Annotated in this window: 19 protein-coding genes; 2 read left to right on the plus strand and 17 right to left on the minus strand. The window is 62.4% G+C overall.

Features of this window, described 5'->3' with window-relative positions; genetic code table 11:
* Nucleotides 1-8: 8 nt before the first annotated feature.
* Together NUH88_RS01400 and NUH88_RS01405 are read right to left on the minus strand one after the other, a co-directional pair.
* Nucleotides 9-317, minus strand: a complete 309-nt coding sequence (locus NUH88_RS01400) for a hypothetical protein (protein ID WP_257769516.1) — start codon at nucleotides 315-317, stop codon at nucleotides 9-11.
* 82 nt (nucleotides 318-399) lie between these two features.
* Nucleotides 400-2,511, minus strand: coding sequence for a ComEC/Rec2 family competence protein (locus NUH88_RS01405; RefSeq protein ID WP_257769517.1), 2,112 nt, complete (start codon nucleotides 2,509-2,511; stop codon nucleotides 400-402).
* 92 nt (nucleotides 2,512-2,603) lie between these two features.
* On the opposite strand from NUH88_RS01405, the gene gltX reads away from it, so the two are divergent.
* Nucleotides 2,604-3,998 carry a glutamate--tRNA ligase gene (gene gltX / locus NUH88_RS01410; protein WP_257769518.1) on the plus strand — a complete coding sequence of 465 codons (1,395 nt, stop codon included), beginning with the start codon at nucleotides 2,604-2,606 and terminating at the stop codon, nucleotides 3,996-3,998.
* Between the two features lie 86 nt (nucleotides 3,999-4,084).
* On the plus strand, nucleotides 4,085-5,386 hold the full coding sequence (locus NUH88_RS01415; protein ID WP_257769519.1) for a citrate synthase: 1,302 nt from the start codon (nucleotides 4,085-4,087) through the stop codon (nucleotides 5,384-5,386).
* Nucleotides 5,387-5,441: 55 nt separating this feature from the next.
* On the opposite strand, the gene lpxB is transcribed toward NUH88_RS01415, so the two are convergent.
* The 15 genes from lpxB to rpsB all read right to left on the minus strand — a co-directional run bounded on the left by lpxB (nucleotide 5,442) and on the right by rpsB (nucleotide 20,150).
* On the minus strand, nucleotides 5,442-6,641 hold the full coding sequence (gene lpxB, locus NUH88_RS01420) for a lipid-A-disaccharide synthase (RefSeq protein ID WP_257769520.1): 1,200 nt from the start codon (nucleotides 6,639-6,641) through the stop codon (nucleotides 5,442-5,444).
* On the minus strand, nucleotides 6,638-7,474 hold the full coding sequence (locus tag NUH88_RS01425; RefSeq protein ID WP_257769521.1) for an LpxI family protein: 837 nt from the start codon (nucleotides 7,472-7,474) through the stop codon (nucleotides 6,638-6,640). The genes lpxB and NUH88_RS01425 overlap by 4 nt, the downstream gene beginning before the upstream one ends.
* Before the next feature lie 9 nt (nucleotides 7,475-7,483).
* Entirely contained in the window at nucleotides 7,484-8,290 is an 807-nt protein-coding gene (gene lpxA / locus NUH88_RS01430; RefSeq protein ID WP_257769522.1) for an acyl-ACP--UDP-N-acetylglucosamine O-acyltransferase, read from the minus strand.
* Between the two features lie 5 nt (nucleotides 8,291-8,295).
* The gene (gene fabZ / locus NUH88_RS01435; RefSeq protein WP_257769523.1) at nucleotides 8,296-8,772 is read right to left on the minus strand and encodes a 3-hydroxyacyl-ACP dehydratase FabZ; all 477 of its coding nucleotides are present in this window, start codon (nucleotides 8,770-8,772) and stop codon (nucleotides 8,296-8,298) included.
* On the minus strand, nucleotides 8,769-9,803 hold the full coding sequence (gene lpxD, locus NUH88_RS01440) for a UDP-3-O-(3-hydroxymyristoyl)glucosamine N-acyltransferase (protein ID WP_257769524.1): 1,035 nt from the start codon (nucleotides 9,801-9,803) through the stop codon (nucleotides 8,769-8,771). Before lpxD ends, fabZ begins: the two co-directional genes overlap by 4 nt.
* A gap of 15 nt (nucleotides 9,804-9,818) precedes the next feature.
* The gene (locus NUH88_RS01445; RefSeq protein WP_257769525.1) at nucleotides 9,819-10,310 is read right to left on the minus strand and encodes an OmpH/Skp family outer membrane protein; all 492 of its coding nucleotides are present in this window, start codon (nucleotides 10,308-10,310) and stop codon (nucleotides 9,819-9,821) included.
* Nucleotides 10,311-10,377: 67 nt separating this feature from the next.
* Nucleotides 10,378-12,681 carry an outer membrane protein assembly factor BamA gene (gene bamA / locus NUH88_RS01450; protein ID WP_257769526.1) on the minus strand — a complete coding sequence of 768 codons (2,304 nt, stop codon included), beginning with the start codon at nucleotides 12,679-12,681 and terminating at the stop codon, nucleotides 10,378-10,380.
* 141 nt (nucleotides 12,682-12,822) lie between these two features.
* A complete protein-coding gene (rseP, locus tag NUH88_RS01455; RefSeq protein WP_257769527.1) occupies nucleotides 12,823-13,956 on the minus strand; it encodes an RIP metalloprotease RseP in 1,134 nt (377 codons plus the stop codon).
* A gap of 43 nt (nucleotides 13,957-13,999) precedes the next feature.
* Complete coding sequence (locus NUH88_RS01460) at nucleotides 14,000-15,229, minus strand: 1-deoxy-D-xylulose-5-phosphate reductoisomerase (RefSeq protein WP_257769528.1); 1,230 nt, start codon at nucleotides 15,227-15,229, stop codon at nucleotides 14,000-14,002.
* 32 nt (nucleotides 15,230-15,261) lie between these two features.
* Entirely contained in the window at nucleotides 15,262-16,152 is an 891-nt protein-coding gene (locus tag NUH88_RS01465) for a phosphatidate cytidylyltransferase (protein ID WP_257769529.1), read from the minus strand.
* A gap of 7 nt (nucleotides 16,153-16,159) precedes the next feature.
* Nucleotides 16,160-16,891 carry an isoprenyl transferase gene (locus NUH88_RS01470; protein ID WP_257769530.1) on the minus strand — a complete coding sequence of 244 codons (732 nt, stop codon included), beginning with the start codon at nucleotides 16,889-16,891 and terminating at the stop codon, nucleotides 16,160-16,162.
* A gap of 3 nt (nucleotides 16,892-16,894) precedes the next feature.
* Complete coding sequence (frr, locus tag NUH88_RS01475; RefSeq protein ID WP_257769531.1) at nucleotides 16,895-17,455, minus strand: ribosome recycling factor; 561 nt, start codon at nucleotides 17,453-17,455, stop codon at nucleotides 16,895-16,897.
* Nucleotides 17,456-17,457: 2 nt separating this feature from the next.
* Complete coding sequence (pyrH, locus tag NUH88_RS01480) at nucleotides 17,458-18,201, minus strand: UMP kinase (protein WP_257769532.1); 744 nt, start codon at nucleotides 18,199-18,201, stop codon at nucleotides 17,458-17,460.
* A gap of 41 nt (nucleotides 18,202-18,242) precedes the next feature.
* The gene (tsf, locus tag NUH88_RS01485) at nucleotides 18,243-19,169 is read right to left on the minus strand and encodes a translation elongation factor Ts (RefSeq protein ID WP_257769533.1); all 927 of its coding nucleotides are present in this window, start codon (nucleotides 19,167-19,169) and stop codon (nucleotides 18,243-18,245) included.
* A gap of 156 nt (nucleotides 19,170-19,325) precedes the next feature.
* Complete coding sequence (rpsB, locus tag NUH88_RS01490; RefSeq protein WP_257769534.1) at nucleotides 19,326-20,150, minus strand: 30S ribosomal protein S2; 825 nt, start codon at nucleotides 20,148-20,150, stop codon at nucleotides 19,326-19,328.
* Nucleotides 20,151-20,167 lie beyond the last annotated feature (17 nt).

Raw genomic sequence — 20,167 nt, forward strand, 5'->3', positions numbered from 1 at the left:
GGGGCGGCCTAGCGGCTGCCCCAGATCATGCCGAGGTCCGCGATCCGGACATCTGATTGCGGCTTTTCGCGCGCACGTACGGACAGAACGTGCCGCTTTTCTTCCTGCGCCTTATTGATGGCGACGCTCTTGATCTCGCGCCGGTTGGTCAGCGGGATCTGGTCGAAAACTGAAGTCGCCCATTCCTGACGCGCGGAGTTTTCGATCTCGTCCGAGGCCTTCTTGATTGCGATATAGGCAAGATTCTTCTGGCCCACGACGTCGGAGACCGAAGCGGCGAGAATGTTCAGCGCGCGTTTCTTGACCGTATCAGCCACCCTTGACCCACCTTCCCGTGAAAGTCGCTCGTTAACGAGCTGCAGCAAGTAGAAAAAATTATCGGTGGTTTTTCTAGAAAATTCAATCTTTTTCGTTTTTGCGAAATCTCACGCGTGCCGTCCATGGACGATCCCCATGCACATTTCGTGAGTGAACCACCTCAGGTTGCCCGTCCTTCATCCAAACCGCAATCGCGCCTCCAGTACGAAGTTCCCTTGGCCCCAGGATCAGGCGGGGCGCGGTGCACCCCTTCGGAACATGAATCCGGGTGACGAGAATGTCCGCACGGCCGCAATCCTCCCAGAGCGACTGCGCACTCGAAGACCGGACAATCGTTCCAAGCCCCTCCGCGCGATAGACGCACCCCAGCGGATCGCATTCGAAGCGATGCCCCGCCCGGTCTTCATCTTCGCCAAGCCCGGCCCGGCGGCGCCATACCATCGCTTCGAAGCCGCTCCACCCCGAACTTGTGACCAGTTCACGCCCGGTCTGCACCCCGACGACCCGGCCCCGGTCGCTGATCAGGATCTCCGGCGGTCTCCAGGGTGAGAGCAGCAACAGAAATACGGCGCACAGCAGCGGGACGGCCCCCAGAAAACGCCAGCCCGAGCGCCAGAGGCAGAGCCAGAGCGCGGACAGTACCGCCATGCCGACGGCCCATCCAGGTGCGGCCGACACGTTGTGCGTCGCATGGGGCCATCCCCGGATTTCCTGCGCGAGAACCAGAAGCAGATCGAGCCCCCATCCCATCGGCACGAGCGCCAGCATTTCCAAGCCGAGGGGCATCAACACCAATGCCGATACCCCCCAGGGCATGATCCAGATCCCCGCGGCCGGAACCGCGAGGAGATTGCTGGCAACTCCGTAAAGCGCCGCTTTTTGGAAGTGATAGAGGGCGACGGGCAACGTCGCGAGGCTCGCAACGAGCGAACTCAAGGCAAGTAGGAAAACGTGGCGCAGGACCCGATGCATCCATCCGTCCCGGCGGCGGCGGCTGGTCCAGTATCCCGCTTCATAGACCGCGACGAGGCAGGTCACGGCGGCGAAAGAGAGCTGAAAGCTCGCACTCAGCACATATTCCGGCCGGACAGCCATGATCGCCAACGCCGCCGCCGCGATCAGCCGCATGGAGATTGCCTTCCGTCCCAACAAGTGGCCGAGAAGCACGATCAGCGTCATCACATAAGCTCTGAGGGTCGGCACCGAGGCTCCGGAAAGAAGCAGATAGAGCGTCGCGAACAATATCGCGGCGACCGCCGCCGACTGCCGGACCGGCCAGGTCAACGCCGAACGCGGATGCAGACTAAGCAGGAGGCGGACAAATCCGAACACGCACCCAGCGACCAACCCCATATGCAACCCGGAAATCGCAAGCAGATGGGCGATCCCCGCATCCCGCATCGCCGTTTCCGCGTCCTCCGAAATCCAGTCCCGGTCGCCGACGAGCAGAGCTGCGGCGAGTGCCCCCCTATCACCCGTCAGAACGGCCCGGATCCGGCTGGATAGTTCCTGCCGGAGGCGCGCCAGCGCGCTGGCCCAGCGCCCCTCGCCCGCGGCCTCGCCCGTCGCCCTGGCCGTGACCGGTGCCAACGCGAAGCCGACGGCACCGATCCGCTCGAAAAAAAGTGCGCGACGGAAATCGTAGGCGTATGGGGAAACCGGCGGCGGCGGCGGCTGAAAGCGGCCGAAAATAGAGATCCGGCTTCCTGCGGCCGGGGCGTCGTCCCGCTTCAGCAGGAGCACACGCGCCCGCGCCGGAAGTTGCGCAGTCGGAAGCCGCCCGAGCCGCTCGACCTTGAGGATCGTCCGGAAACCGCGCGGGGTCATCCGCACGGTTATGACCACGCCTTCCAATACTCCGGTCATGCCGCGCGCAAGCACTGGCGCCGCGACCTGCGACGTTCTGAATTGCGCCGCGGTAAAACCCGCCGACGCACCCAGCAGAAGAATGGCCGCAAATGCCGGTACCGACGACTTGCGCAGCATGAGGAGCACAAGAGCGGCGACACCGATCATCGCGATCCCATTCCAGGGCGCCGGCTCGGAGCGGAGCCCAAAATAACCGACGATCCCCGCGCCGAAGGCCACGGGCAGCCAAAGCCCCGCTCGTTCGCGCTCCACCTGCTGGAAACGCGTCAGCCCCGCCCCCACCTTGGAGACGAGCTCAAAAGCCCCGTCCGTCCAATCTCGCACTGCCCCTGCCAATGTGCTAAATAGCCCCGCGCCCGCGCTGCACCAGCCCCGGGCGCACCGTCAAAGCCACAGGAATCACGAGAATTCGCCCCATGTCCGTCGTCACGCGCTTCGCCCCCTCGCCGACCGGTTTCCTCCATATCGGCGGCGCCAGGACGGCGCTCTACAACTGGCTCTATGCGCGGCACACGGGCGGAAAATATCTCGTCCGCATCGAGGATACCGATCGCGCCCGCTCCACCCCGGAAGCGGTGCAGGCGATCTTCGACGGCCTTTCCTGGCTCGGTCTGCTCGGCGACGAGGAACCGGTCTACCAGTCGACCCGTCTTGAACGGCACGCGGAAGTCGCCCGCGAGCTGGTGGAAAAGGGCCAGGCCTATTACTGCTACTGCACGCCCGACGAGCTCACCGCCATGCGCGAGGAAGCCAAGGCCGCCGGAAAGCCTATGCGCTACAACGGCATGTGGCGCGACCGTAATCCGTCCGAGGCGCCGGCCGGCGTCGATCCCGTGGTGCGTCTCAAAGCTCCCCTGACCGGCGAAACCACCCTGGTGGACCATGTCCAGGGCGAGATCACGGTGCAGAACGAGCAGCTCGACGATTTCGTGTTGCTGCGGGGAGACGGTACACCGACCTATATGCTCTCCGTGGTGGTCGACGATCACGATATGGGCATCACCCATGTGCTGCGCGGCGATGACCATCTGAACAATGCTTTCCGTCAAGCCGCGCTTTACCGCGCGATGGATTGGGAAGTGCCGGAATTCGGCCATATCCCGCTGATCCACGGCCCGGACGGCGGCAAGCTGTCCAAGCGCCACGGCGCGCTCGGCGTCGATGCCTATCGCGAGATGGGCTATCTGCCGGAGGCCATGAACAACTACCTGCTGCGCCTCGGCTGGGGGCATGGAGACGACGAGATCATCTCCAGCGCCCAGGCGATCGATTGGTTCACGTTGGAAGCCGTCGGCCGCTCGCCGTCGCGCTTCGACCTCGCCAAGCTGGAAAACCTCAACGGTCATTACATCCGCGAAGCGGACGACGCGCGGCTGACCGAGCTGGTGCTTGAAGGGCTGAGCGGCGTCGACGAAATCGGCCGCGCGCGGATTCTGAAAGGCATGAATGGCCTGAAACAGCGCGCCAAGACCATGGTCGAGCTGACCGAGAATTCCGCTTTTTACGCTGCGGCCGTGCCGTTGACCTTCACCGAAAAGGCACAGGGCCTGCTGACGGAAGACGCCGTGGCGCATCTGACGACACTTACGGCACGCCTTGAGGCACTGCCGGACTGGACGGAAGAGTCCGTAGAAGGCGCGGTCCGGGAAGTCGCCGAAGAATCCGGACTGAAACTCGGTAAACTGGCCCAGCCTTTGCGCGCCGCCCTCACGGGATCGACCGTCTCTCCCGGTATTTTCGAGGTTGCCGCGGTACTGGAACGCGCAGAAACCCTAGCCAGACTCAAGGCGATTTGCGGCACTGCACAATAACGACTAATATCCGCCGCGATTTAGCGGCAATGTTGCTTCGAGGGAATGCGAAGCAGCCGCCCAACAAGAACTAAGGGAAGCTCAGGATGAACAAACCAAACACCGGCAGCTTTACGCTCACCGATAATCAGACCGGCAAGAGTTACGAACTCCCTGTCCTGCACGCCTCGGTCGGTCCCAACGTGGTCGACGTCCGCAAGTTTTACGCCGAGACCGATCATTTCACCTACGATCCCGGCTTCACCTCGACCGGCTCCTGCGAGTCCGGCCTCACCTTCATCGACGGCGACAAAGGTATCCTGCTGCACCGCGGCTACCGCATCGAAGATCTCGCCGCCAACTGCAGCTTCCTCGAGGTTGCCCATCTGCTCCTGAACGGCGAACTGCCGAACAAGGAACAGAAGGCCAAATTCGACCATGACGTCACCTATCACACGATGGTGCACGAGCAGTTGAGCAACTTCTACCGGGGTTTCCGTCGCGACGCGCACCCGATGGCCGTGCTCTGCGGCGTGGTCGGCGCGCTTTCCGCCTTCTACCACGACTCCACGGACATCAACGATCCGCATGCCCGGATGGTCGCCTCCTTCCGCCTGATCGCGAAGATGCCTACCCTTGCTGCCATGGCCTACAAGTACTCGATCGGCCAGCCGTTCAACTACCCGAAGAACGATCTCACCTACGCCGAAAACTTCCTGCACATGATGTTCTCGGTCCCGGCAGAGGAATACAAGATGGACCCGGTGCTGGCGAAGGCCATGGACCGCCTGTTCATTCTGCATGCCGACCACGAGCAGAACGCGTCGACCTCGACCGTCCGCCTCGCCGGCTCCTCCGGCGCCAACCCGTTCGCCTGCATCGCCGCCGGCATCGCCTCGCTTTGGGGCCCGGCGCATGGCGGAGCGAACGAGGCCGTGCTGACGATGCTCAACCAGATCGGCCACAAGGACAACATCAACGAGTTCATCAAGAAGGCGAAGGACAAGGACGATCCGTTCCGCCTGATGGGCTTCGGGCACCGGGTCTACAAGAACTACGATCCCCGCGCCAAGGTGATGCAGGAGAGCTGCCACGAAGTGCTCGAGGTGCTCGGCGTCGAGGATCCGCTGCTCGAACTGGCGATGGAACTCGAGAAAATCGCGCTCTCGGACGAGTATTTCGTCGACCGCAAGCTGTTCCCGAACGTCGACTTCTATTCGGGCATCGTGCTCAAGGCGATGGGCTTCCCGACCTCCATGTTCACCGTGCTGTTTGCTGTCGCCCGCACCACGGGCTGGGTGGCGCAGTGGAAGGAAAGCATCGAGGATCCGCAAGCCAAGATCGGCCGTCCGCGCCAGCTCTATACCGGCCCGACCGAGCGTCCGTTCGTCCCGCTCGACAAGCGGTAACAGATATCCGGAAACGGTGTGAAAACGGCGGCACAAGATGCCGCCGTTTTTCTATTCAGGCTGTTTCGGCCGGGGATATTCCGGCAGCATCGGCAACGGTCAGAGCCGCGGTTTCCGACGGGGAAACCGCTCCGGTACCGAGCAACTCACGGAGCTCGCGGGCCGCGGCGGCACAATCGGCACGGGCCCTTGTGTCGTCGAACAGGCGTGCGATCGAGACCGTAAGCGCATCCGGCGTGCAGTTTTCCTGCAGAAAGAACGGCTGCACCGGCCGGCCCAGAATACGGTTTGCCAGTACGACCGCCTCAAGATTGACCAGCCGCCTTCCGATCGGCGCGGAAAGCGGACTAACTTTGTAGCCAACCGCCGTGGGGACCCCCGCAAGCGCCAGTTCGAGAGTCACGGTGCCAGAGGCCGCAAGCGCGACGTTCATGGCATCGAACGCGTTGTACTTCTCCGCCTCACCTTCGATGACGATTGCCGTCCCCGGCCAGTCCTTGACAGTCTCCCGCACCTGTTCGGCGACACCGGACACCGTCGGAACGAGGATTCTGAGATCGGGATAGCGGGCTATCAGCCGGCGCACCGTCTCGCCGAATACCGGCAACAGACGCCGCACTTCGCCAGGTCGGCTGCCCGGAAGAACTCCAAGCACCGGTGCTCGCGGAGCAATTTGCGTCCGCGCCCGAAGCCCAGCGCCATCACCGACAGGCTGCGTCGAAGCCGGATGGCCGACGAACGTCGTCTTCAGTCCATGCTCTTCGAAATAGGGCCGTTCGAAAGGAAACAGCACCAGCAAGCGATCCAGGAACCGGGAAATCACCTTGGCCCGGCCCGGGCGCCAGGCCCAGACCGTCGGCGCCACCATATGGACCAGCGGGAAACCGACCGGGCCTCCCGCCTCCCGGCGCTTGTAGAGGCGTTTCTGCACGCGGAGACTGAACGCCTTCGAGTCCACCGTGACCAGAATATCCGGCTGCTTCTCGAGGATATCGGCAACAGTCTGCTTGATCCGGCGCAGGAGCTTGGGGGCATGGGGAAGGATCTCAAACACTCCCATGACCGCCATTTCCGAGATCGGAAACAGGCTCTCCAGGCCTTCCGCCCGCATCAGATCGCCGCCGACCCCGGCGAAACGGATCTTTCCTCCGGTCACCTTCTTGAGGGCGCGCATCATCCCGGCCGCGAGCAGATCCCCGGACGCTTCGCCGGCGACGATATAGACCAGCGGCGTTTCGGCCACTTCCGCGCTCATGTCTCTTCACCCGGTTCAGCGGCAACAATTCCGGAGACGAAGAGTCCCGCCGCATCCGCCGCTTCGACAACCGCTTCCCGATCGATGACGATCGTGGCGCCGGTCTCGACGGCTATGCCCCGGAACCCCGAAGCGATCGCGCCGCGCACCGTCTCGACGCCAATGGTCGGCAAATCGGCACGCCGTTCCTGCCCGCGCTTGCGGGTTTTGACGAGGATCGGTCCCGGAGCTCCGCTTCGCTTCACGTCTCCAGCCCGGGCAACCATGGCATCCGTGCCTTCCACGGCTTCGACCGCGAGAACGAGTCCCTCCTGTACTACCACGGCCTGCCCGACATCCGCCGGACTGAGGGCGGCCAGGACCTCGAGCCCGCGCGCGATATCCTGCTCTGCGTTCTCATCCGGCCGGGATTCCGTAATCGCACCCGCCGGCATCAGATAGCCGCCGAGCACGTCATCGATTCCGACAACCCGAAAGCCGTCGCGCTCGATCTCCTCGATGATCAGGGACAACAGACCGTCATCGCCGAACGCCTTGCGGCCGGCGCGGGCTAAAGCCTTTACCGAGCGCATGTCGAGAGTGAGGTCTGAAAAAGCCGGTCGCCGCATCGGTCCGGCCATCACAACCTCCTCGACCGATGCTTCCTTGAGCCGCTTAAGGGCAGCCCCTGTCGCCCCAAGACGCATCCAGGCATGTTCCAGCCCCTCAACTGTCGCAGGATCGGTCTGGCCCTCGAAAGCGATGACGAAAACCCTCTCGCCGCTTTCCAGACGGCGCTCGGCAATCCGGCGGGGAAGCACCCCGCCGCCGGCCAGAATTCCGAGCTTGGGCATGGCCCGTCCTCAGTCCTTGCTGGGCTGACAGATCGCGCCGCGACTGCTCGTGGCACGGATGAAGGCGACGATTTCCGCGACCGCCTCGTGATCCTGATATTCCCGCGCGACCTCGTCCACCCGCTCCTGAAAGGTGCCTTCGTCGGCAAAGAGGAGCCGGTAGGCCTTGCGGAGTTCAGAGATCTGATCGGGCGTGTATCCGCGCCGCTTCAGGCCGATCAAGTTGAGACCGGACAACCGCGCCCGGTCGCCCATGACCGTGCCGAACGGAATGACATCATTCTCGACGCCGGTCAGTCCGCCGACCATGGCGTGCTTGCCGATCCGGCAGAATTGACGCACCGCGCTGAGGCCGCCGAGAATGACGAAATCGCCGACCGAGACATGTCCCGCCAGAGTTGCGTTGTTCGCCAGAATCACGTTGTCGCCGACCATGCAGTCGTGCGCGACATGAGAGCCCGCCATGAAAAGACAGCCGTCGCCGACCTTGGTCAGCATGCCCCCGCCCTCGGTGCCGGGGTTCATCGTCACGTGCTCGCGAATGACGTTCCGCGCACCGATATGCAGCTCGGACGGCTCGCCGTTATATTTGAGGTCCTGCGGGATCTGCCCGATCGAGGTGAAGGGAAAGATCTCGGTTTCCGCGCCGATCCGGGTACGCCCCTCGACCACCACATGGGACTTGAGACGGCATCCGTCGCCAAGCACCACATCGGGGCCAATGACGCTGTAGGGACCGATCTCCACACCGCTGCCGATCTCCGCCGCCGCGTCCACGATCGCGGTGGGATGGATCTTGGTCTCCTGTGCGGTCATCAGCTCTATTTGTCCACGATCATTGCGGAGAAGGTGGCTTCGGCGACGAGCACGCCGTCGACTTTCGCCGCCCCGGTGAACTTCCAGACCGGTCCGCGGTTGCGCGCCTTCTCGACATGGATCTTCAGCTGGTCACCCGGCACGACCGGTTTACGGAAGCGGGCATCGTCGATGGTCATGAAATAGACCAGCTTGCCTTCGGCCTCCTCGCCAAGTGTCGCAACGACGAGACATCCCGCCGTCTGCGCCATCGACTCGATGATGAGCACTCCCGGAAACACCGGACGGGTGGGAAAATGGCCCTGGAAGAAGTTTTCGTTGATGGAAACGTTCTTGATCCCGACGGCCCGGACGTCGAGCTCGATCTCCTCGATCCGGTCCACCATCAGGAACGGATAGCGGTGCGGGATCAGTTCCATCACGCGGTTGACGTCGATATCCGTCTTGGTGACCGTTCCGGTCTCTGAGTCTGCGGCGCTCATTTGTTCTCCTGGTCTGACTTCCGTCGCCCCAACGCTTTGACCGCGGCGATCTGCCGGCGAAAATCGTTAATCGGCACCGTCGGCATGCCGCCGACCTTCTGGCCGGGTGCAATCGAGTTGCTGACACCCGACATGGCCGCCACCTGCACACCGTCGCCGATCTCAAGGTGCCCGCCGACGCCGACCTGACCGGCCAGCACCACGTAATTGCCTATCCGGGCGGACCCCGCGATACCGGCCTGACCGCAAATAATACAGCCTTTTCCGATCTGTACGTTGTGGCCGATCTGCACCAGATTATCAATCATGGTAGCGCGACCGATAACCGTGTCCGGACCGCTGCCCCTATCGACACAGCTATTGGCGCCGATCTCGACATCGTCCTCGATGATCGCCCGCCCGAGCTGCGGCATCTTTACGAGACCGCTTTCGTCCACTTCAAAACCGAATCCACAGGTACCGACCCGCGCTCCCGGATAGATCACCACGCGCGCGCCGATCAATGCGTGGCTGACAGACGCATTCTCGCCGATCACCGTCCCGTCGCCGATGACCACAGCCTCTCCGACACAGGCATTGGCGCAGATTTTCACTCCCGCACCGATCTTCGCGCCCGCACCAATCGTGGCTCCGGGACCAACGAAGCAGCCGTCGCCCAGCTCTGCGGACGGATCCACATGCGCTGATTGATCGACACCGGTCCGGTGGTCCTCCTGCGGATAAAATAGTGCCGCGATCTTGGCGAACGCCCTCCGCGGCCGCTCGCTGACGATGAGCGGCATGGCCTCGGGCGCGCGGTCGGCAATATTTCTCGGAAGCAGGCAGACGCCGGCTTTCGAAGAGCCGAGCGCGGCGACATAGCGGCGATTTTCCACAAAACAGATATCACTGCCGGCGGCTTCTTCGACCGACGCCACATCCTCGATTACGGTATCGGGAGCCGGGCAATTCATGAGTTCTCCGCCAACCCGTTCCGCAAGATCGGCGATCGAGTAACTGCCCGATTTAGCGAAGAACCTCTTGTCAGCCATGCTGGATCAACCGGACTAGTTACCATTTTCCGAGAAGGTGACCTCGACGCTCGGCAAACTCTGATTGAGCCGCTTCATGATCTCTTCTGTAAGGTCAATCTTTCGGTCGCCCAGAAAAATCTGGTTCTTGAAGAGCACGAGACCGACTCCGCTCTCTTCGGCAACATCCGCGACGATCTCGATCATGGCCTGGCGCACCTTAGCATTGGCCCGGCCGAACGCCTGGTCGAGCTGATGCTTCATGGACTGGCCGTCGCGCTGAAGCGCCGCGACATTCTCCTGATGCTCCCGGAGGCGTGCCTGGAAGACGTCGTTGGCAAGTATATTCCGCTGCTGTGCGAGCGCCTTCTCAGCCTCCCGCACACCGGATTCACGCTGTTGGAAGTCTTTCTCGTAGATCTTCCGACGCGCCTCGATCTGATCGCGGATCACCTTGGCGGCTTCCGACTGACGCATAATGAGCTGCGCATCGACCACGGCCACGCTCACCGGCGGAATCTTGTCCACGGCGCGGACCGGAGAAACGGCCACCGCGAGTGTCAAAGCGACGGCCAGAACCGTCCCGGCGATGATTCTAGAAGCGCGTTCCGAAACTGAACCTAAAGATTTCAGTATCATCGACATCTTCCTTCAAAACTGCTTGTGCTACATCGATGCGGATCAGGCCGAAAGCGGTGGCCCATGCCAGGCCCGTACCGACAGACGCACGCAATTTCGAGCTGTCTACGATTTCCGAGCCGCTATCGTCGATCCCGTAGAGCGATCCGACATCGGTAAAGACAAATCCCTTGATCCCGAGGTCGCCCGGAAGCCCCAAAGGAAATCCGACTTCGGCTGTCCCGACATAATAGGTGTTGCCGCCCAGCGCGTCACCACTATCGGAATCACGTGGCCCGATACCGTTTCGCGCGAAACCCCGGAAATTGTTACCGCCGACGAAATAGCGCTCCGCAATGCCAACATCGTCATCGAGACCGAAAATGTATCCGCCCTCTCCGATCAGGCCGAGGACATAATCCTCGTAGATCGGAACATAGTAGGCGCCGCGGACATTGGTCCTCAAATGCGCGACGGTTCCGCCAAGCCCGGCAAGATCGTTGCCGATACTCGCAAAGTACCCCTCGGTCGGATCCGACCTGCTGTCGCGGGTATCGTAAGTCAGAACGTGCCCGATCTGCGAAACCGTCTCTGACCCTTCCTGATCGCGGACGAAACGGGACGCGTCATCTTCCACGTCTTTGATTTCCGTCGTCTTGATCAGGTAGTTGACCGAGTGCCGGAGGTCCTCAGCCAGATCGTATCCGGCGCGCAGGCGTGCTCCGGTGCTCTCTTCCTTGAAGGAGCTGTCGTCGGTCTCGTCACGCAGGATGCGGAAGAGGTCGAAGCCGGCGGAAACGTCACGATCCATGAAGTACGGCTCTGTAAAGCCGACGTCGAACTGCTGCCGGTTCGTGGATCCGGAGAACTTCAGCCTCAGGTCCTGACCGCGGCCAAGCAGGTTCCGCTCGCGGATGCCGATATCGCCGATGACACTGTCGACCGTCGAGAAACCGATGCCGAAGGATATCTCGCCGGTCGACTGCTCTTCGACCGTCGCCGTGATCACGGTCCGGTCGGGCTGCGAACCTTCCCGGTTCGTCACATCCACACTCTTAAAGAAGCCCAAATTCCGGATTCTGCGGTTCGAGCGGCGCATCTTGGAAGTGTTGAAGGCATCGCCCTCGGCCAGCTGGAATTCGCGCCGGATGACACGGTCCAGCGTTCGCACATTTCCTTCGATGTCGATCCGTTCCACGAACACCTTCGGGCCTTCGCCAACGAAATAGGTGATCCCGACGGTCCGGCCCTCACGGTCCTGGTTCGGTTGCGGGCGCACATCGACAAAAGCGAAGCCGAGTGTCCCGAGATAGTCGGTGATCTCATCGACCGCGTCATCGACAAGGTCGGCGTCATAGGTTTCGCCCGGAATGGTCTCGATAAGCGGCTGAAGCGCCTCCGCCTCGATACCTTTCAGGCGTATGTCGTAGTCGATCTCGCCGAAAGTGTACTGCTCACCCTCCTCCAGCGTGAAGGTAACCACGAAGTCCTTCTGGTCCGGCGTCAGCTCGGCGACAGCGTTGACGACCTTGAAGTCGGCATACCCCTCGCTCAGATAGAACCGGCGCAACAGTTCCCGATCAAAGCTGAGCCGGTCCGGATCGTAGGTATCTGTCGTCGTGAGAATGCGCCAGAACGCGTATTCCTTGGTCTGGATCTTGTCGCGCAGCTTGGAATCGCTGAACACCTTGTTGCCGATGAACGAAATCGAGCGGATCCGGGTCAGCGGTCCCTCGTCGATTTCGAACACGAGATCGACGCGGTTCTGTTCCAGCTGGATCACCTTCGGCTCCACCGACGCGGCGAAGCGGCCACTGAGGCGGTAGACATCGAGGATGCGCTGCACGTCCTGCTGGACGCGGGTCCGGGTGAAGACGCGCCGCGGCTGCAGCTGAACTTCCCGACCCAGGTCTTCATCCTTGATCCGCTTGTTGCCTTCGAAGGCGATCCGGTTGATCACCGGGTTCTCGACCACGGTGACGATCAGGCGGCGCCCCTCCGGGCGGATACTGACATCGGCAAAGAGACCGGTGCCGAACAGCGCCTTCAGGGACCGGTCGAGCATGGCAGCGTCGGCAACGTCACCGACCTTGACCGACATGTAGGACCGAACGGTTTCGGGATCCACGCGCTGCGTGCCGACAACCTCTATCTCGTCGACCTGCATCGTCTGCGCAAAGGCAGACGACACCGCGCCGGGAAGCAACGGAGTTCCGAGGAAACACGCCGCGGCGAACGCGATGGCGAAAAAGGAACGGGCAAGCGCCAGCCGTGCCGACACGTCAAACTCCGCAAACAAATCTTTTAACCCTGTGAAGGTCAGCTCGGTGGCGGACTATAGACGGGATGGAACACTCATTAAACCAGTGATTCCGTTGAAAATTCGAATTCTTCGCGAACATGGCGCCGCCCTCGGGCCGGGTCAGCCGAAAATCTCGCCAATTCGCTGCACGAGCGGGTGGTTCACGATGTCGTTCCAGGTGACAAAAACCATCAAGGCGATGACCAGCGAGAGTCCCGCGACCGAGGCATATTCACGGAAGCGCTCGTTGAGCGGCTTACCCCGAATCGCTTCAGCGGCATAGAAGACCAGATGGCCGCCATCGAGCACCGGGATCGGAAACAGGTTAATGAGGCCGAGATTGACCGAGAGCACGGCCATGAACCAGAACGTCATTGCCCACCCGGTCTTGGCCACCTCACCCGACATTTGCGCAATCTTGATCGGGCCGCCCAATTCTTCGGTCCCGCGCGCACCGGTAATCATTTGCCAGACGGCCCGAAGAGTCTGCGCCGTGAGATTGTAGGTCTCCAGCGTGGCGTTCCACACTGCGGCGACAGGACCGTGCTTGATAAACTCCACATTATTGCTGCGCACGCCGAGCTGACCGAAACGCAGGACATTGCCAAACCGGTCCTGGGTCTCAATCTCCTTCGGTGTGACGGAGACATTGAATTCTTCCTCGCCGCGCTGGACGCGCATCGGCAGCGCAATTCCGGGATTCTCCCGAACCACCATCTGCAGATCGGCAAAGCGGGTCACTTCGGTACCGTCGACCTCAAGCACCCTGTCGCCCGCCACGAGTCCGGCTTCCGCGGCGGCACTGCCGGCCATCACCTCGTCGATGGTCGCCGGCGCATAGCGTTGCCCGACGACCATGAACATTCCAGCGAGCAGAACGATGGCGAAGAGGAAATTCGCCGCAGGCCCCGCCGCGACGATGGCCGTGCGCTGGGCGACGGACTTGTAGTGGAAGGATACCGCCTTTTCCTCCGGCGTCATCTCTTCCAGCCCCTCCGACGTCGCGCTCGCCGGATCCGCGTCCCCGAACATCTTCACGTACCCGCCCAACGGGACGGCGGAGAATTTCCATCGGGTGCCGTGCTTGTCGTCGAAACCAAAGATCTCCGGTCCGAACCCGATCGAGAACACTTCAACACGAACACCGTTCCGCCGCGCGACCCAGTAATGCCCGAGCTCATGCACGAAAACGAGGACGGTCAGGATCAGCAGAAACGGGATCAGGCTCCCGACGAAACCGGAGAGGAATTCCATGATGGACTGGGCCTTCGGTGCTTTTCGTAACAGTTGGTTCTATTTAGAGACGGCCGGCGCCGATCTCAATGGTGCTCTCGACATCGGCACGCGCGGCGCTATGCGCCAATTGGCCGACCAGACGGTCCTGCGCCAGGACCCGGACCTCACGATCGAGACCGATTACATCGTCGATAGTTGCCGGTCCTGCAAAGTCCGCAGCCGCCATAACCTCTCCCACCAGTTCCGCGATACCGGTGAATTCGAGACGGCCTTCGAGAAACCCGGCGACTGCGATTTCATTCGCGGCATTGAGGATCGCGGGCATCGCACCGCGGAGGCGGAGCGCTTCACGGGCGAGCGCGAGCGCCGGAAACCTCGTCTCGTCGGGCGCAGAGAAAGTCAGCGTCGCGATCTCTGTCAAATCCAGCGGACGCACGTTCGTCTCCATGCGCTCCGGCCAGGCCAGGGCATAGGAGATCGGTGTCCGCATATCCGGCATACCGAGCTGGGCGAGCACCGAGCCGTCCCGATAGGCGACCATGCTGTGCACGATCGACTCCGGATGGACAAGCACGTCGATTCTCTCCTCTGGAAGATCGAAAAGATGCGCTGCTTCAATAACTTCCAGGCCTTTGTTCATCATGGTCGCGGAATCGACGGAGATCTTCGCCCCCATGTCCCAGCGCGGATGCGCGACCGCCTCGGCAGGGCTCTTGCCCGCCATCTCGGCCAGGGAGGCGTCGCGGAACGGTCCGCCCGAGGCGGTCAGCACGATCTTGTCGATCGCCTCTCGGCGCCGCTGCTCGAAGACCTGGAAAATTGCGTTATGCTCGGAATCCACAGGCAACAGCGTGGCGCCCGCATCTGCGACTTCCCGCATCATGATGTCGCCGGCCGAGACCAGACATTCCTTGTTCGCGAGCGCTACCGTCGCACCGCGGCGCACTGCCGTCAGCGTCGGTAACAGTCCCGCGCACCCGACGATCGCCGCCATGACCCAATCGGCCGGCCGGTCGGCAGCCTCGCAGACCGCCTCGTCGCCGGCCGCGACCTCGATACCGCTTCCGGACAACGCGTCTTTCAGCGTCCCATAACAGGACGGATCGGCGATGGCGACAAACCGAGGGTGAAGAGCCGACGCCAGCTCCACGAGGCGCGCGACATTCCGCCCCCCGGTGAGCGCGTCGACCGCGAACCGCTCCGGATTCGCCAAGAGCAGATCGGCGGTACTGCCGCCCACGGACCCTGTTGCGCCAAGAATGGAAACCGTTTTCCGTTCCGTGTCCTGCATCGCGTCAATCGTTTCCGCTTGCTGTCTCGGACTCAGGACCACGACCAGAGCAAAATGCTCTCACCGGTGGCCAGCATCGCCAAAGCCGCGACAGGCAGCACGGTAATCTGGCCGTCGACCCTGTCGAGGATACCGCCGTGTCCCGGAATGAGGCGGCCGGAATCCTTCGCTCCAAACGCGCGCTTGATGGCGGACTCCGCAAAGTCTCCAGCCTGTGCCAGAAGTGCGATCACCACGCCGCAACCCGCTAGCACCAGCGGGTTCGCGGGTCCGACAAGCATCCCGAGACCCGCTCCAAAGGCGGCGGCTCCCAGCATGCCGCCGATCAGCCCTGCCCAGGTCTTGTTCGGGCTCACTCGGACCCAGATTTTAGGCCCGCCGATGGACTTGCCCGCGCAATAGGCCGCCACATCCGTCACGACCACCGATAGCGCCAGCCAGAGCGCCGTTTCCAGACCGAAATCAGGCAGTTCGCGAATCCAATATATCGCGATCGCCGGACATAGCGCCAAAAGCAGTCCCGGAAGCATCTGCGGCATCCAACTCCCGGATCCGATCCTCACAGCGCCCGCGAAGGCGAGCGGCAGCGCAAGCAGAACCACCAAAGCCACCGGCTTTTCGAAGGCGAGCGAGGCCGCAAGGACGAGCAGCGCGCCGATCAGTCCGGCCAGACGGCGAAGGCTGGCGGGACAGCGTGGCGCAACCAGATTGGCCCATTCCCAAGCCATTGCCGCAGCCATCACCGTCACCAGGGCGAGGAAATAAGGGCCGCCTACCCAAAACAGCAGTAACACCGGCGGCAGTATGATCACCGAGGACAGGACACGGAGCGTCAGCTCCCGCGCACGCGGGTTGGGTACAGCGGTCTTATCGGAACCGTTTACGGAATCGCCGCGAGCAGCGCGTTTTTCCGGATCCGGCATTCCGGAGTCAGCCGACGGCGGCGCCGAAACGCCGGTCCCGCTGACAGAATTCGTCGATCGCCTCGATCATCTGGTCCTTGCCGAAATCCGGCCAGAGCGTTTGCATAAAAACATATTCCGAGTAGGCGCACTGCCAGAGCATGAAGTTCGAAATACGCTTCTCGCCGCTGGTCCGGATCAGAAGCTCCGGGTCGGGGATGTCAGCTGTTTCGAGTTGCTCGGCGAATACCTGCTCACTGATCTGCTCCGGCTGGAGCGCGCCGTCCGCAACCAGCTGTGCGAGCTTTCGCGCGGTCCCGGCGATCTCGTCCCGCCCGCCATAGCTGAGCGCGATGGTCAGGACGAGGTCCCGGTTACCCCCAGTCAGGCGCTCCGCCTGCTCGATCAGATTGACGATGTCTCTGTCGAGGCGGCCGCGATCCCCAATAACGCGGAACCGAACGCCTTTTTCATGCAGTTCGGCGATCTCGCTCTTCAGATAGCGCCGAAGGAGCCCCATCAGGTCCAACACCTCGGTCTTCGGGCGCTTCCAGTTCTCCGAGGAGAAGCCGAACAGCGTGAGATAGCCGATCCCGAGTTCGAGCGACGCCTCGACCGTACGCCGGACGGCCTCGGCACCGCGCTGGTGGCCGATCGTGCGCGGGAGCCCGCGCGCGCGGGCCCAACGCCCGTTGCCATCCATGATGATCGCGACGTGACGCGGGGTATTCGGTTGCTGTTCTGCGTCGGACTCCGCCATCGATCAGACCTGCATGATCTCCTTTTCCTTGGCGCTCAGCGCCTCGTCTATGCGGGAGACGAACTTGTCCGTCATCTCCTGCACTTCCTCTTCGTAGAGATGCTTCTCATCCTGGGAAAGGTCGCCGTCTTTTTCGGCCTTTTTCAGGCTGTCCATCCCGTCCCGGCGCACATTGCGCACGGCGACGCGCGCCGACTCGGCATATTTCGCCGCGACCTTGGCGAGCTCACCGCGGCGTTCCTCCGAGAGGTCCGGCAGCGGAATGCGCAGGAGCTGCCCGTCGACCTGCGGGTTGAGGCCGAGGTCGGATTCCCGGATCGCCTTCTCCACCGCTTTGGTCATGGACTTGTCCCAGACCTGAACCGTCAGCATGCGCGGCTCCGGGACGCCAACAGTCCCGACCTGGTTGATGGGCATTTTCGAGCCATAGGCATCGACCATGATCGGCTCAAGCAGGTTGACCGAGGCACGGCCGGTTCGAAGGCCCTGGAATTCCTTCTCCAAGGCATTCAGCGCTCCGTCCATGCGGCGCTTCAGGTCGTCGAGATCGGGTCCTTCAGACATTGTTATTCGGCCTTTTCGCTTATGATTGTGAAGGTACCGCGTCCGCGGATGACATCCGCGAAGGCTCCCACATTCTGTATCGAGAAGACAAGGATCGGAATGCCGTTCTCCCGGGCGAGCGAGATCGCCGAAGCGTCCATGACCCGCAGATCGCGCGAGAGAACGTCCATATAGGTCAGATGGTCGTAGCGGACGGCGTCCTTGGCGAGAGCCGGGTCGGCATCGTAGACGCCGTCGACCTTGGTTGCCTTCAGCATCGCGTCGCAGCCCATTTCCGATGCGCGCAGTGCCGCCGCAGTGTCGGTTGTAAAGAACGGGTTGCCGGTGCCGGCCGCGAAAACCACGACACGGCGCTTTTCCATGTGTCGCATCGCGCGGCGGCGAATATAGGGCTCGGCGACAGCCGAGATGGGCAGCGCGGAAAGCACGCGGGTCGGCACCCCAATGCTCTCAAGTCCGCTCTGCATGGCGAGCGCGTTCATCACCGTCGCCAGCATGCCCATGTAATCGGCGGTCGCCCGCTCCATGCCGGAAGCGGCAGCAGAGACACCGCGGAAAATGTTTCCGCCACCGATGACGACGCAAACCTCGCCTCCCAGGTCCCACACGGATTTGATCTCGTTGGCAACCTGGGAGACCATGTCCGGGTCGAGGCCATAGGCCCGATCGCCCATCAGGGCCTCGCCCGAAATTTTCAACAGAACCCGTTTGTACCTGGGAGCCGCCGGCCCCTGATCTTCTGCCATGTCGTGCTCCCTTGGTTGGTTTCGGGTTCCGTTTCCGCCGATCAGCTGCCCAGCGTGGCCGCGACTTCGGCTGCGAAGTCTTCTTCTTCCTTTTCGATGCCCGCGCCAAGCACGAAATGCCGGAAGCCGACGAGCTTCACTTCGGTGCCCAGCTCCTTGGCGGCATTCTCGACGACCTTGGCAACCTTGGTCTCGTTGTCGATCACGAAGGTCTGCTCCAGCAGAACGACTTCCTGATAGAACTTACGGATCCGGCCCTCGACCATTTTCTGAGCAATCTCTTCCGATTTGCCCGAAGCCTTCGCCTGATCGACCAGCACGGCCCGCTCGCGCTCGACAACTTCCGGATCGAGATCGTCGGTGGAGAGGCTCTGCGGGGAGGTCGCCGCAATATGCATCGCGATCTGCTTGCCGAGTTCGGCGAGCTTGCCCGCATCGCCGGTCGACTCGAGCGCGACCAGAACGCCGATCTTGCCGAGGCCCGGGACGACTGCGCTGTGCACATACGGCACGACCACGCCGTTATCGACGGAGATCGTCGCGGCACGGCGGATGCTCATGTTCTCACCGATCGTCGCGATATTGTGGGTCAGCTGTTCCTCGACGGTACGGCCGGTATCCGGATACGCGAGGCCCTTCAGCGCCTCGACATCGTCGCCATTGGCCAGAACCATGCCGGCGAGCGTCGTCGCGAAACCCTGGAAGTCGGCGTTACGGCCGACGAAATCGGTCTCGGCATTCACCTCAATCAGCGCGCCCTTGCCACCGTCGGTCGCAACGGCGACCAGACCCTCGGCAGCGACACGGCCTGACTTCTTCGCCGCGGCGGCGAGGCCTTTGGTCCGCAGCCAGTCGATCGCGGCTTCGATATTGCCGTCGGTTTCGCCGAGCGCCTTCTTGCAATCCATCATGCCCGCGCCGGACTTCTCGCGCAGTTCCTTAACCATCGCAGCGGTGACAGCAGCCATCGTCTTCCTCTTTTCTTGTTCAAGCGGCCCTCGCGCCCCGCTGGCGCCGGTGGACCTGTCAGACAATCGTAACTTTTCGAACCCACCTCGTAACGGCGGCGGCCCCGCCCTCGCGTGCCGCCGCTGTCACGAACAAGTATACCAAACCGGGCCGGTTTAGGCGCTCGCGGCTTCCGCCTCGGTCTTCTCGCCTTCGGTTTCCGCGGCTTCCGCCGGGGCTTCCTCTGCGGCCTCGACAGCCGGCTCCGCCGGGGCTTCTTCCGACTCGCCGATATCCGCGCCGGACGCCGTCATTTCTTCCTGCAGACCGGACAGAACCGCCTGACCGATCAGGTCGCAATAAAGCGTGACGGCGCGCATGGCGTCGTCGTTACCCGGGATCGGGAAGCTGATACCCTTCGGATCGCAGTTGCTGTCCAGAATGGCCACGACCGGAATACCGAGCGTATTGGCTTCCTGGATAGCGAGCTGCTCCTTGTTGGTGTCGATCACGAACATGATGTCCGGAAGACCGCCCATCTCCTTGATCCCGCCGAGGGACCGGTCGAGCTTCTCGCGCTCGCGGGAGAGGTTCAGCTGTTCCTTCTTGGTCAGGCCCTGCATGCCCTCCTCGAAACGCTCTTCCAGTTCCTTCAGGCGGCGGATCGAATTGGAGATGGTTTTCCAGTTGGTCAGCATGCCGCCGAGCCAGCGGTGGTTGACGTAATACTGGCCGGTCTTCGACGCGGTCTCGGCGATCACGTCGGCGGCCTGGCGCTTGGTGCCGACCATGAGCACGCGGCCGCCGGACGCGGTCACGTCGCGGATCGCGGCAAGCGCGCGGTGCAGCATCGGGACGGTCTGCTGCAGGTCGAGAATGTGGACATTGTTACGGACGCCGAAGATGTATTCCTGCATCTTCGGGTTCCAACGGCGCGTGTGGTGGCCGAAATGGACGCCGGCTTCAAGCAGCTGGCGCATCGTAAACGTAGGGACGCTCATCTTTCCGTCTTTCTCCG

The organism is Nisaea acidiphila, from assembly GCF_024662015.1.
In the GTDB taxonomy this organism is placed as follows: domain Bacteria; phylum Pseudomonadota; class Alphaproteobacteria; order Thalassobaculales; family Thalassobaculaceae; genus Nisaea; species Nisaea acidiphila.

Coding starts and splice junctions, on each gene's coding strand:
- gltX (WP_257769518.1), top strand. CDS start 2,604: ATGTCCGTCGTCACGCGCTTCGCCCCCTCGCCGACCGGTTTCCTCCAT.
- NUH88_RS01415 (WP_257769519.1), top strand. CDS start 4,085: ATGAACAAACCAAACACCGGCAGCTTTACGCTCACCGATAATCAGACC.
- lpxB (WP_257769520.1), bottom strand. CDS start 6,641: ATGAGCGCGGAAGTGGCCGAAACGCCGCTGGTCTATATCGTCGCCGGC.
- NUH88_RS01425 (WP_257769521.1), bottom strand. CDS start 7,474: ATGCCCAAGCTCGGAATTCTGGCCGGCGGCGGGGTGCTTCCCCGCCGG.
- lpxA (WP_257769522.1), bottom strand. CDS start 8,290: ATGACCGCACAGGAGACCAAGATCCATCCCACCGCGATCGTGGACGCG.
- fabZ (WP_257769523.1), bottom strand. CDS start 8,772: ATGAGCGCCGCAGACTCAGAGACCGGAACGGTCACCAAGACGGATATC.
- lpxD (WP_257769524.1), bottom strand. CDS start 9,803: ATGGCTGACAAGAGGTTCTTCGCTAAATCGGGCAGTTACTCGATCGCC.
- rseP (WP_257769527.1), bottom strand. CDS start 13,956: ATGGAATTCCTCTCCGGTTTCGTCGGGAGCCTGATCCCGTTTCTGCTG.
- NUH88_RS01460 (WP_257769528.1), bottom strand. CDS start 15,229: ATGCAGGACACGGAACGGAAAACGGTTTCCATTCTTGGCGCAACAGGG.
- NUH88_RS01465 (WP_257769529.1), bottom strand. CDS start 16,152: ATGCCGGATCCGGAAAAACGCGCTGCTCGCGGCGATTCCGTAAACGGT.
- NUH88_RS01470 (WP_257769530.1), bottom strand. CDS start 16,891: ATGGCGGAGTCCGACGCAGAACAGCAACCGAATACCCCGCGTCACGTC.
- frr (WP_257769531.1), bottom strand. CDS start 17,455: ATGTCTGAAGGACCCGATCTCGACGACCTGAAGCGCCGCATGGACGGA.
- pyrH (WP_257769532.1), bottom strand. CDS start 18,201: ATGGCAGAAGATCAGGGGCCGGCGGCTCCCAGGTACAAACGGGTTCTG.
- tsf (WP_257769533.1), bottom strand. CDS start 19,169: ATGGCTGCTGTCACCGCTGCGATGGTTAAGGAACTGCGCGAGAAGTCC.
- rpsB (WP_257769534.1), bottom strand. CDS start 20,150: ATGAGCGTCCCTACGTTTACGATGCGCCAGCTGCTTGAAGCCGGCGTC.